10 protein-coding genes, 1 tRNA gene and 2 rRNA genes (1 of these 13 running past the window's edge) are annotated in these 12,244 nt (G+C 52.8%); 8 read left to right on the plus strand and 5 right to left on the minus strand.

All coding sequences use genetic code 11. The annotated features are described in order from the left end of the window. Window positions 1-54: 54 nt before the first annotated feature. A complete protein-coding gene (gene nth / locus WG31_RS12585) occupies window positions 55-864 on the plus strand; it encodes an endonuclease III (protein WP_063354738.1) in 810 nt (269 codons plus the stop codon). A gap of 42 nt (window positions 865-906) precedes the next feature. Here nth and hemH read toward each other — a convergent pair whose 3' ends face one another. Both hemH and mutY read right to left on the minus strand, forming a co-directional pair. Then, the gene (gene hemH / locus WG31_RS12590; RefSeq protein WP_063354739.1) at window positions 907-1,935 is read right to left on the minus strand and encodes a ferrochelatase; all 1,029 of its coding nucleotides are present in this window, start codon (window positions 1,933-1,935) and stop codon (window positions 907-909) included. A gap of 2 nt (window positions 1,936-1,937) precedes the next feature. Next, complete coding sequence (mutY, locus tag WG31_RS12595) at window positions 1,938-3,011, minus strand: A/G-specific adenine glycosylase (protein ID WP_063354986.1); 1,074 nt, start codon at window positions 3,009-3,011, stop codon at window positions 1,938-1,940. 10 nt (window positions 3,012-3,021) lie between these two features. Between mutY and WG31_RS12600 the strand changes: the two genes are divergently transcribed. The 7 genes from WG31_RS12600 (at window position 3,022) to holA (ending at window position 10,311) form a co-directional block, all read left to right on the plus strand. Continuing rightward, a complete protein-coding gene (locus tag WG31_RS12600) occupies window positions 3,022-3,558 on the plus strand; it encodes a DUF721 domain-containing protein (RefSeq protein WP_063354740.1) in 537 nt (178 codons plus the stop codon). 187 nt (window positions 3,559-3,745) lie between these two features. Beyond that, window positions 3,746-3,967, plus strand: coding sequence for a hypothetical protein (locus WG31_RS12605; protein WP_006115441.1), 222 nt, complete (start codon window positions 3,746-3,748; stop codon window positions 3,965-3,967). Window positions 3,968-4,038: 71 nt separating this feature from the next. Beyond that, entirely contained in the window at window positions 4,039-5,133 is a 1,095-nt protein-coding gene (locus WG31_RS12610) for a transglycosylase SLT domain-containing protein (protein ID WP_063354987.1), read from the plus strand. A 239-nt stretch (window positions 5,134-5,372) separates the two neighbouring features. Beyond that, the gene (locus WG31_RS12615; RefSeq protein ID WP_006115443.1) at window positions 5,373-5,909 is read left to right on the plus strand and encodes a DUF3576 domain-containing protein; all 537 of its coding nucleotides are present in this window, start codon (window positions 5,373-5,375) and stop codon (window positions 5,907-5,909) included. A gap of 59 nt (window positions 5,910-5,968) precedes the next feature. Beyond that, a complete protein-coding gene (gene leuS, locus WG31_RS12620; protein WP_063354741.1) occupies window positions 5,969-8,587 on the plus strand; it encodes a leucine--tRNA ligase in 2,619 nt (872 codons plus the stop codon). Next, window positions 8,587-9,282, plus strand: coding sequence for an LPS assembly lipoprotein LptE (locus tag WG31_RS12625; RefSeq protein ID WP_035351832.1), 696 nt, complete (start codon window positions 8,587-8,589; stop codon window positions 9,280-9,282). Before leuS ends, WG31_RS12625 begins: the two co-directional genes overlap by 1 nt. A 15-nt stretch (window positions 9,283-9,297) precedes the next feature. Beyond that, window positions 9,298-10,311 (plus strand): DNA polymerase III subunit delta, encoded by a 1,014-nt coding sequence (gene holA / locus WG31_RS12630; RefSeq protein ID WP_063354742.1) that lies wholly within the window; start codon window positions 9,298-9,300, stop codon window positions 10,309-10,311. Between the two features lie 545 nt (window positions 10,312-10,856). Here holA and WG31_RS12635 read toward each other — a convergent pair. From WG31_RS12635 to WG31_RS12645, 3 genes are all read right to left on the minus strand, one after another. Next, window positions 10,857-10,933, minus strand: a tRNA-Met gene (locus WG31_RS12635). Between the two features lie 57 nt (window positions 10,934-10,990). Further along, a 5S ribosomal RNA gene (gene rrf, locus WG31_RS12640) occupies window positions 10,991-11,106 on the minus strand. 106 nt (window positions 11,107-11,212) lie between these two features. Then, window positions 11,213-12,244 (minus strand): 23S ribosomal RNA (locus WG31_RS12645); it runs 1,711 nt beyond the window's last position.

Raw genomic sequence — 12,244 nt, forward strand, 5'->3', positions numbered from 1 at the left:
CCGGAATACGCATCAGCATGGACGCCAGACGGGCAGACGCGTTACACTGGCCTTATGGTTAAAAAACCCACCACTTCAGCACCCGTAAATTCAGGCAAACCGACTGATAAACCGCGTGTGCAAAAACGCACAACAGCCAAAAAACAGGCTCCGGCAAATCAAAGCAGTGGACCTGCTGCTATTGCCCCACGGGATATGACACCTCAGGAAATATACAGTTTTCTGAAAGATCTTTCCCAAGCATGGCCAGATGCTAAAACGGAACTGCTTTACACCACACCTTTTACGCTTCTGGTAGCCGTAGTGCTTTCGGCTCAGGCAACAGATGCCTCCGTCAACCGCGTGACACCCGCTTTGTTTAAGGCCGCTCCTAGTCCAGCCGCCATGGTGGAATTGGGGGAAGAAGAAGTTGGTAAACTTATTCGCACCATTGGGCTATGGCGTAACAAGGCCAAAAATGTTGTCGAACTTTCCCGCCAACTGGTAGCAGATCATCAAGGGGAAGTGCCCGGTACGCGGGATGAGTTGGAAAAGCTGGCTGGTGTAGGCCGCAAAACAGCAAACGTTGTGCTAAATGTTGCGTTCCATAAACCTACCGTACCAGTGGATACGCATGTTTTCCGTTTGGCCAACAGATCTGGACTGGGACGAGGCAAAACTGTGGAAGCTGTAGAAAAAGCTCTGGAAACCCGCATTCCACTGGAAATGATCCAGCCTTCTCACCACTGGATGATTCTTCAGGGAAGATACGTTTGCAAAGCCAGAAAACCTGAATGCTGGCGCTGCAATGCTAAAACTCCATGCCTGTTTCCAGATAAAACACCAGCACCTCGCGTAAAAGCACCCAAACCCTTAGCCGGATAAAAAAGCCCTGATCCGCTCCTCGCTAACGCGCTGGTAAAACCCTCAGAGCCAGCCAGCAAGTTCCTGACGCGCTAAATCCTCCAGCAAATCTATGCTGGCGGGCGTATCATTCAGGCACGGCACCAGCGTAAACTCCTGACCACCAGCTTGTATGAATTCTTCGTGCACTTCGTTGCCGATTTCATCCAATGTTTCCAAGCAATCCGCCATAAAACAGGGCGTTACCACAGCAATGCTGGTAATGCCTTTTTCCGGCAAACCAGCAATAAATGGTGCCGTATAAGGCTCCAGCCATTTGGTTGGGCCAAATCGGGATTGAAATGTCATGGGCAGGGTGGTTTCATCTCGCCCCAAAGCCTTGCGTAAGGCTGCAACAGTTCTTTCACATTCAGCCCGATAAGAATCCCCCTTGCGCACATATTCTTCTGGCAAACCATGAAAGGACGCCACAACCATCTGAAAAGGAATATCGGCTTCTGCCTCTGCCAAACGGACAGAATCTGCAATGGCTTTAATAAAAGCTGGCTGATCTGGAAATGATGGAAGGGTGCGTATGGCAGGCTGGTTACGCAAACGCATAAGCGCACGAAACACCTGATCATTGGCAGTTGCTGTTGTTGTGGCACTGTACTGCGGATAAAGCGGCATGCACAAAATGCGGTCACACCCTTTTTCAAGCAATTCCTGCACCGCTTCCGCAATGGAAGGCGCACCATAACGCATCCCCCACGCAACAGGCACGTTTTGTGCCGCAAACCGCTCGTTCAGCGCTTCAGCCTGATGGCGCGTATAAGTGCGTAAAGGGCTTTCATTTTTATGCGTGTTCCATATGCGCGCATAGGCCTTCCCGCTCCTACGTGGGCGCGTTGTAAGTACCACCCCCTGCAAGATAGGTTGCCAAAGCGCTGGAGGCCCTTCTATCACCCGACGATCGGATAGAAACTCGGAAAGATAACGGCGCACGGCCCGATATCCTGTATCATCCGGCGTACCCAGATTAACCAGAAGAATACCAACGCGCGGAGCGGCCTGTGCATGCTGTGGCTGAGGCGGGATATGATGAAAAACCATACTTATAGCTTCTTTTCTTTCAAACAGCTCAAACCTTTTTCAAAGCACTTCTGCATAATAGAAGGTAACGCTGTATCTTTCACACATTCCATGGGCACTAAAAAACCATCACTCACAGCCTGATTGGAAAAGTGTTTTATCTGGGCCACATACACATCCAGATATAAGGTAAAATGTGTAAACACATGCTTAACACGACCTGCTAACGTCCAGTCCGCCGTAAATGGAGCTGCTTGCAGAATCTCTGTTTCGTTCCAGTTTTTTAATCGCCATTCGGTGCCGGGCAGTTCTGTCATGGCTGCCAAAAGCCCCTTCTCTGCTCGTTTACGCAGCAGAATTTGCCCTGCGGCATCTCGCGCAAGAAAAGCTGCGCCAAAACGTACAGGGCGCTCTGCCTTAGGCAGCTTACGTGGCAATTCGGCTGCAATACCCTGTTTATGGGCCGCACATTCGCCTTGCCATGGACACAACCCACAGGCCGGTGCCCGCGGGGAGCAAAGAGAAGAACCTAAATCAAACAAAGCCTGAGCAAAGTCGGATGGCCGCTCCTGCGCTTCACGGTCCGCATTTAACGTTATGGCCAGTTGTGCCAATTTTTTACGGGCTGGCGGCAAGGGGTCCGTAATGGCAAATAAGCGTGCGGTTACGCGCTCCACATTGCCATCCACAGGCACCACAGGCACACCAAAAGCAATGGCCGCCACCGCAGCCGCTGTATATGGGCCTATGCCTGGCAGGGCACGTAAACCCTGAACATCTTGCGGAAACCCACCCAGAGCCACCACGGCCTGCGCACAAGCATGCAGATTACGAGCGCGGGAATAATAACCCAGCCCGGCCCACGCCGCCAAAACATCTTCCCTATCAGCACTTGCCAAGGCCTGCACTGTCGGAAACTTTTCTGTAAAGCGTAGATAATATGGAGCAACCGCTTTAACAGTGGTCTGCTGTAGCATGATCTCGCTCAGCCATACCCGATACGGATCTGGATGAGATTGGCCTACAACACGCCATGGCAAAGTGCGGCGGTGTCGATCATACCAATGAAGCAATGCGTGGGCTGATGGATGTGTCACGGAGGCAGTTATGAAGAAGGAAGCCAACGGCGGCAAGGCTGTAACACCTAAAAGCCGCAGCACACGCCGTACCCCTCAAAAACCAGAAGCAGCACCTCCGCCGCGCGCCAGAAACCTACGCAGCCTTGCAGCACTTCTACCAGCTGTAACGGCACCGGCTTTTCGCCGTCGCTCTCCCACAGGCGCTATGTTGATGAGCCAGTGGCCAGATGTTGTGGGCCCGGCACATGCAGCGGTTACAAGCCCGCGCCGCCTTTCTGCTGGCACTTTAACCATTGCGTGCGCTGGCCCCGTTGCCATGGAGCTTCAGCATTTGGGAGATACGTTGATTGCACGCATCAACACATGGTGTGGAGAACCTTTGGTAAACCGCTTGCGCTTTGTGCAAGACCCAGCCGCGGGCATCCGCTCCCGTCCACAACGCCGAAAACCCCAAAAATCTGCAATAACCTGCACACTTCCTGAACTGGAAGAAGGCCCTTTACGGCAGGCCCTGGAAACTTTGGGAGCAGATATTTTGAAAAGTCAGAACAAAAAACGCCTGTAACACAAAGAAAAATCTGCCCAAGTATATTATAATAAAAAAGTTATTTTACGCTTCTGTTCTTGAAATTGACATAATCTTATTGCCTTACAAAGCCCTGTTTTTCAAAAGCTGGGCAAGGCCAAAACCTCTTTCAGGCCTTTGTCTGACAATCAAACAATAAATACAGGATAAGCACAGGATCTGCGCCATGTTGCGTAAACCTAACACGACACCAAACATGACACACCAGAACACAAACATTCCCGCAGGGCATAAAACACGGGATAGCCTGTCCGACTTGCAGTTTCTGCAAGAATGGGTGGCTTCTCCAGCTTATTCCACTGCAAGCGTTTTACGGGCAGGACAGATCCGCCGAACCAACCCGGATTTGGTCCGTAAAGTGGCGGCACAAACACATAAAACGCCGTAAAATACCAGTTCTCCATTATTCGCATAAAATCAGGATTGCATCACACAGGCGCACAGCGCACCATAAGCGCCATGTCTTTGCGTATGGGTTGCTCTTTGCCTGTCTTATTGCGTCAGCAAAAACGGTTTTTAATGGCTTTTGCCAGCCTTGCCATGCTGGCAGGCTGTGCGAACCAGCCGCGCTCCAGTTATAATCCACCCGGCCCCGCCGTAGATAAATGGGGGCCTTATATTCAGGAAGCCTCCACCCGCTTTTCCATTCCTCAGGCATGGATCCGGGCCGTGATGCAGCAGGAATCTGGTGGTCACCAATATATGCATGGCCATCTGACACGTTCTGTGCACGGTGCCGTCGGGCTGATGCAGATTAAGCCAGACACTTACCGCGAACTGGCCAAGCGGTACCAGCTTGGCTCTGACCCCTATAATCCGCACGACAACATTATGGCGGGCAGTGGTTACATCCGCCAACTGTATGACAGATTTGGTTCTCCTGATTTTCTGGCCGCATATAGCTGCGGGCCACAATGCATGGAAAACCACCGCTCACGCCACACGGCCCTGCCCTCATATGCCAAAACTTATCTGGCGTCTGTTTCTCCGCACCTGAATGATCCGGTACCAAGCGCCATTACGCCAGCTAGCGCGATTGCCATTGCAGACACGCAAACCCCAACAGCCACCCCGGCTGTAACGGTTGCACCCGCTCAACAAGTTGCCAGCATTGCTTCACCGGGGATCGCGCCACCTATTACCGATGACATACAACCACCAGCGCCTTCCGCCCCCGATACCAGTGCTATTCCGGTATCATCTTCTGCTGATACCCAGCCAGTAACAGACACACCGCCAACTTATCAGGCCGCAAATACTGTGCCAGTTTCTGGGTCAGCAATGGTATGGCAGCAAAATACACCTTCTGGCGGCGCTATTATCCAAATTGGCGCCTTTTCCTCGCAGGAAAGAGCACAGCACGCCATTCAGATGGCACATCAATCCACCCCTGCTCTGGCCGGTGCGGAAGATCGCATAGACCGGATTGCCCTTAAAAGCAGCGGGCAATCTGTGTGGCGTTCACGCTTGGCGGGCCTACCATCCGCACAGACAGACACAATCTGCATGTCCTTGAAACAGCAGGGATTAAACTGTGTTGCCGTGACACGCTGAGCTCTCTTTTATCCCTTCAGCATCAATAGCGTGTTCGTATGTAAGGCATGATTTTTCCTGCCTTGCCCGTGTTTTCAGTATGCGGTTGAACATCTCTCCCCAGCAAATGCTTGGCGGGACAGAACTGAAAGGATATGAGATAAGCAGAATACTCTCTTAACCCCGAAGCCAGACCTGAACATTTGCAAAGGCGACCGGGAAACACGGATACCCAGCGCTGAAGGAGCCGTACCGACACCATGCTTCGTCGTCTCATGCCCTGCCGTCCCGCCGCCAGCCATGTGCCTGCCGGGTTCCGCCGTACCAGCACCCTGCTTACCGCATGTGCGGGTATTGGCCTGTTAGCTGCGTGCTCTTCTGGTGACAGATCAGACAATGGTCTGACAGCACCGCGCAACCATCTGCTGGCCGAAGATCGCGGAGCATCTGGTGGTGATGCGGAACTTAAAGGGGGTGTAAACGCCTATCTGTGGCGCGCAACCCTTGATACCCTCTCTTTCCTGCCGGTTTCTACCGCAGATGCAGAAGGCGGTATTATCCTGACAGACTGGTACACCCCGCCTGCTGCCCATGATGAGCGCTTTAAGGTAACTGCCTTTATTCTGGACAAACGCCTGCGTTCCGATGCCCTGCGTCTGAGCGTGTTCCGCCAGATCAAGCAAGGGGAAGAATGGGTGGACACACCGCCTGCTCCCAATACTGCATCTGATATTGCAGCACGCATTCTCTCCCGCGCACGTAAGCTGCGGGCCGATAATGGCAACCGGGATAGCTAATTTTATCCCAGCGCCTTTTTCCACATTTCCTTTCATCAGGTCTCAGACACAGAATATTCATGTCCCAGTCTTCCAGCACGCCCACGCCCTATGATTTCAATACGGTTGAACCCAAATGGCAGAAAGCCTGGGCAGATGCCGATATTTTCACCGTTCCGGACGTCCCCCCAGCGAACAAACCCAAATACTATGTGTTGGAAATGTTCCCCTACCCGTCTGGGCAGCTACATATGGGCCATGTGCGCAATTATGCACTGGGGGACGTGATTGCCCGCTATAAGCGGGCACGTGGTTTTTCTGTGCTGCACCCTATGGGGTGGGATGCATTTGGCCTACCTGCAGAAAACGCAGCGCGCGAACGTGGCGTACACCCCAAAGAATGGACTCTGAACAATATTGCCACCATGCGTGGCACATTGCAGCGTCTAGGCTTTTCTCTGAACTGGGATAGAGAAATTGCAACCTGCCTGCCGAACTATTACGGCAAACAGCAGAAGCTCTTTTTAGACTTTCTAAAAGGCGGCCTAGTTGAACGGCGCGAAAGCTGGGTCAACTGGGACCCGATCGATCAAACCGTTCTGGCAAATGAACAAGTTGTAGATGGTAAGGGCTGGCGTTCTGGTGCCCCCATTGAAAAAAAGCAGCTTTCACAATGGTTCCTGAAAATCACAGATTTTGCCGAAGATCTGCTGAACGGTTTAAAAACGCTAGATCGCTGGCCAGAACGCGTGCGCATTATGCAGGAACGCTGGATTGGCCGGTCTGAAGGGGCAAAGCTGCGTTTCTCCCTGCATCAACCCCCGGCTGGGCTTGATGAAAATCTGAACGCTGTAGAAGTGTTCACCACCCGGCCAGACACGCTTTTTGGCATGTCCTTTCTGGCCATCGCCCCGGATCATCCTCTGGCGGCCTGGGCAGCCGAACAGAACCCACAGGCCGCAGAGTTTGTGGCGGAATGCCGCCGGCTTGGCACATCAGTAGAAGCCGTGGAAACTGCTGAAAAACGCGGATTCGATACAGGCTTACGCGTCAACCATCCGTTTATGGATAAAAGCTTCCCGGTCTGGATCGCCAATTTTGTGCTGATGGATTACGGCACAGGCGCGCTGTTTGGCTGCCCGGCTGGTGACCAGCGCGATCTGGACTTCGCGCATAAATATAATCTGCCTGTCACACCTGTTGTTTTGCCTGCTGGTAAAGATCAGGCAGATTTTGCCATCACCACCACGGCCTATACAGGCGATGGCACCATGATCAACTCCGGGTTTCTGGATGGTCTTTCCACCGCAGAAGCTCGGAAAGAAGCCATTTCTCGGCTAGAAGGGCTGGGCATCGGGCAAGGTGTGGTGAATTGGCGCCTGCGTGATTGGGGCATTTCCCGCCAGCGTTATTGGGGCTGCCCTATCCCCATTATTCACTGTGCAGAGTGCGGCCCGGTTGCCGTGCCTGATGAGCAACTTCCTGTGGAGCTGCCGGATGATGTCTCTTTCGACAAACCCGGCAACCCGTTGGACCATCACCCCACATGGAAGCACACCACCTGCCCGAAATGCGGCAAACCAGCCACCCGCGAAACAGACACGTTTGATACGTTTGTAGATAGCTCGTGGTATTTTGCCCGTTTTACAGCACCGCACGCGCCCACCCCAACGGTAAGAGCTGCGGCCGATGGCTGGCTGCCTGTTGATCAGTATATCGGCGGGATTGAACACGCCATTTTGCATTTGCTGTATGCGCGCTTCTTTACCCGTGCCATGCACCGCACAGGCCACCTGGATGTGGATGAACCCTTTGCCGGATTGTTCACGCAAGGCATGGTAAGCCATGAAAGCTATAAGGATTCATCAGGCAACTGGCTGTACCCAGAAGAAGTAGAACGCACAGCCCAAGGCTGTGTGAAACGCGGCACCACCGAACCCGTAACCGTTGGTCGTGTGGAAAAAATGTCCAAATCCAAGCGGAATACGGTTGCGCCTGTTGCAATTATTGAACGCTTTGGCGCCGATACCGCCCGCTGGTTTGTGCTGTCTGACAGCCCGCCTGAACGAGACATGGAATGGACAGAAGCCGGTGTGGCCGGTGCGGCCCGCTTTAACCAGCGCTTGTTCCGCACCATTCGCACAGTTGCACAGAATATTCCTGCCACAACAGAATGCCCAACAGACATCGATCGTCAGGCGGATACGCTACGCCGCACCACACACCGCACCATTGCTGCCGTAACGGAAGCTCTGGAAGGTTTTGCCATTAACGTGGCTGTGGCGCGTATTCATGAACTGACATCTGCTCTGGCAGAAGCTGAAAAGTCTGCAACTGTTTCCGGCATGGCATTTGCACGCCGTGAAGCTGCACAGACACTGTGCCTCCTTTGCGCCCCCATGATGCCGCATCTGGCTGAAGAAATGTTTGCTCTGATTATGCCGTCTGCTGGTTTGGCTGCACAGCAATCTTGGCCAGAAGCTGAACCAGATCTGCTTACAGCAACGCATATTACCATTGCTGTGCAGATTATGGGTAAACTGCGCGGCACGATTGAAGCGCAACCGGATGAAGACGCCGCAGATGTTGTTGCCCGCGCAGAAGCCGAGCCTAACGTGGCACGACTTCTGGAAGGCAAACGCATTGTTAAACGCGTTCATGTTCCCAACCGTATTGTTAACTTTGTAACGGCAGGCTGATGGTTCATTCCCGCTTTTTCCTACGTTCCGCGCGTCTTGCTCTGGCAATCACGCCTCTGGTTGCGTTGCCAGTTGTGCTGAGCGGTTGTGGCTTTCAGCCTCTGTATGGAGAAAGCGGGAAGAACAACGTAGATGTGAATACAGAACTCAAAGACATTTACGTTGCCAACATACCAGAACGCACTGGCCAGCAGTTGCGGCTGGCCTTGCAGCAGCAAATGTCTGCGGATGGGCCAGAAGACCCCCATAAATACACACTTATTGTGATGCCATCCTTCAATGCAGAAGCGATCGACATTCACTCAGACAACACATCTGGGCGCACCCGCATTACAGGGCATGCCCACTGGCAATTACTTACCGTAGCGCAAAACCCCACGCTGCTGGCGCAGGGTGATACCACCACAATGGATGGTTACACCAACACTTACGAACAGTATTTCGCCCAGACATTGAACAACGAAACAGCTATGGGGCGCGTAGCCCAAACCCTTGGTGAACAAATTACCCAACAGGTTTCTACGTGGTTCCGCACTCAGGCCGCTCCGGCAGTCTCGCGGGATCAAGGGCCGAAAGCCTTTTATCCTATTCCTACCGCCATGCCAGAATCAGACAAAGAAGTGCCTATGGAACAGGAAGGTGCTGATGCAATTCCAGATATGGCTACTGGGCGTGGTGGGCCGAGCCAGTATTAAGGCGACTTTTATTTCATGAAGATAGACGCCCGCAACCTATCCCGCGTTCTGGCTGATCCTGGAGCATGGCGTATTCTTCTTCTACATGGTGAAGATACAGGGCTTATTAAAGAACGCGCTCAGGACGCTGTTATCAAAATAGCTGGATCAGCAGATGATCCATTCCGGGTTGCAGTGCTTGATCGTGAAACGCATGACAAACTGATGGAAGAGGCTACGGCACTTTCTCTTATGGGTGGGCGCCGCGTGGTGCGTGTGCGTGATGCATCCGACACCGTACTCAAACCATTAGAAGCCTTTCTGGCTCAAAGCAGCGATACTCTTATTATCCTAGAAGCTCCGGGCCTTTCATCGCGCTCCAAGCTACGTAACTTTCTGGAAAAACACGCCAACTGCGCCAGTATTGGCTGTTATCCTGAAGAAGGTCGCAATCTCGAATCCTCCATTACGCGCATGCTGGCAGAACATAAGGTACGCATTGATTCTGATGCCTTGCATTGGCTGACTAGTCGGCTTGGTGCAGACCGTGCCGCAGCGCGTAGTGAAATAGAAAAATTGTGCTTGTATGCCGGTGATTCTGGCAGCCTGACGCTAGATGATGTTCGAGCAAGCATAGGAGATGCCGGTAGCGTTTCCTTGGAAGATGCTGCCTTTGCTGCCACAGAAGGCAATCGTATTGCCGCAGATACGGCCCTAGAAAGAGCATTAGCTGAAGATACAAGCCCCATTGCCATTGCGAGATCTTTTCTAGGGCATCTGCATAGGCTCCGCCGTGTAAGAGCAGCTATGGCCGCAGGGGTTAGTCGGAGTGATGCGGTTAAAGCGCTACGTCCCCCGGTTTTTTTTAAACGCACAGCAAGTTTTAACAAAGCATTAGAGTTGTGGTCTCTCCCGGCTCTTACCAAAGCTGTGGAAGAAACACAGGCACTGGAATATGCCTGCAAACAAACAGGCAGCCCCGATGCGCTGCTGTGCCGACGGTACGTTTCCACTTTAACTGCACGGGCAGCCATGCAGGCGAGACGGTAGACCTGTTCGTTTTATCACTTGTTCGTATCAACCTCTTTCAGTATACGAAAAGCGTGTGTCCGCGTAGCTCAGCAGGATAGAGCACAGGATTCCTATTTAATTGGGCACTATAATTGGAAACATTATAGTGAATCTGCTCAAAGTCGGGGAACGCTTAATCTGGAAAACAGATTGTGCCAATCCCGAGCCAAGCCTTGTACTTTAATACAGAACAAGGAAGGTGTAGAGACTGGACGGGCAGTGCCTAAGAACCTGAATTTTTAGGTTTATGGCAAAGGGACAGTCCAGACCACGAACGTTGCATGGTATCATGCAACGGCAGTGAAAACTGAAGTGGTATGAATCCTGGGGCCGTGGGTTCGAATCCCGCCGCGGACACCATTATGTATTTTTCTAGTGATTTAGACGCCTGTTGAGGCGGGTCATATATGCAGCACCCCGCCAAGCCTAGGGATCTAGCTGGGCTTGCATTGCAAGTTGGTGTGTTGGAACGCCAAAAGGCGGCTTGCGCCGCCTTTGAAGTCATTGATTTTATTTAGTAATTTTGGTTGCGGGGATAGGATTTGAACCTATGACCTTCAGGTTATGAGCCTGACGAGCTACCGGGCTGCTCCACCCCGCGGTTGTGATTGTGTTGAAATTTGTAGGGGTAGTAAGTTTTGGAAGGGTGGATTGGAAGACCTGGCGGCGACCGACTTTCCCGTGGCTTAAGCCACAGTATCATAGGCGCTGGGGGTTTTCACGGCCGAGTTCGGGATGGGATCGGGTGGATCTCTCCCCGCCATGGCCACCAGGTCATCCAGTCCACCCTGTAAGGGTGTGTGGAAGACGGTTGGTAGAAGAAGTAGGCGTATATATGGATGATTTCTGTGCACGGGCTGTCCTTTTAAGGGGACAGTAAGAGAGTGAGCCTATTGGGTGATTAGGACCAGTTAGCTGCACGTGTTACCACGCTTTCACACCTGGCCTATTAACGTGGTGGTCTACCACGACCCTCAGGGAGACCTAGTTTTGAGGTGGGTTTCCCGCTTAGATGCTTTCAGCGGTTATCCCTTCCATACTTAGCTACCCGGCGGTGCCGCTGGCGCGACAACCGGTGCACCAGAGGTATGTTCATCCCGGTCCTCTCGTACTAGGGACAAATCCTCTCAAGTCTCCAACATCCACGGCAGATAGGGACCGAACTGTCTCACGACGTTCTAAACCCAGCTCACGTACCACTTTAATCGGCGAACAGCCGAACCCTTGGGACCTGCTCCAGCCCCAGGATGTGATGAGCCGACATCGAGGTGCCAAACCTCCCCGTCGATGTGGACTCTTGGGGGAGATCAGCCTGTTATCCCTAGAGTACCTTTTATCCGTTGAGCGATGGCCCTTCCACGCGGGACCACCGGATCACTATGGCCGACTTTCGTCTCTGCTCGAGCTGTCACTCTCGCAGTCAGGCGGGCTTATGCCATTGCACTCAACAGCCGGTTTCCGACCGGCCTGAGCCCACCATCGCGCGCCTCCGTTACACTTTGGGAGGCGACCGCCCCAGTCAAACTGCCCACCATACAGGGTCCCGGATCAGGCTAACTGACCACGGTTAGACATCAGAAAAATTCAGGGTGGTATTTCAAGGATGGCTCCACAGGAACTGGCGCCCCTGCTTCAAAGCCTCCCACCTATCCTACACAGAATGTCTCTGATGCCACTGTAAAGCTGCAGTAAAGGTTCATAGGGTCTTTCCGTCTGACCGCGGATACCCCGCATCTTCACGGGGAATTCAATTTCGCTGAGCCGATGCTGGAGACAGCGGGGAAGTCGTTACGCCATTCGTGCAGGTCGGAACTTACCCGACAAGGAATTTCGCTACCTTAGGACCGTTATAGTTACGGCCGCCGTTTACCGGGGCTTCAATTCAGCGCTCTCACACCTCCTCTTAACCTTC

The organism is Acetobacter oryzifermentans, from assembly GCF_001628715.1.
Classification (GTDB): domain Bacteria; phylum Pseudomonadota; class Alphaproteobacteria; order Acetobacterales; family Acetobacteraceae; genus Acetobacter; species Acetobacter oryzifermentans.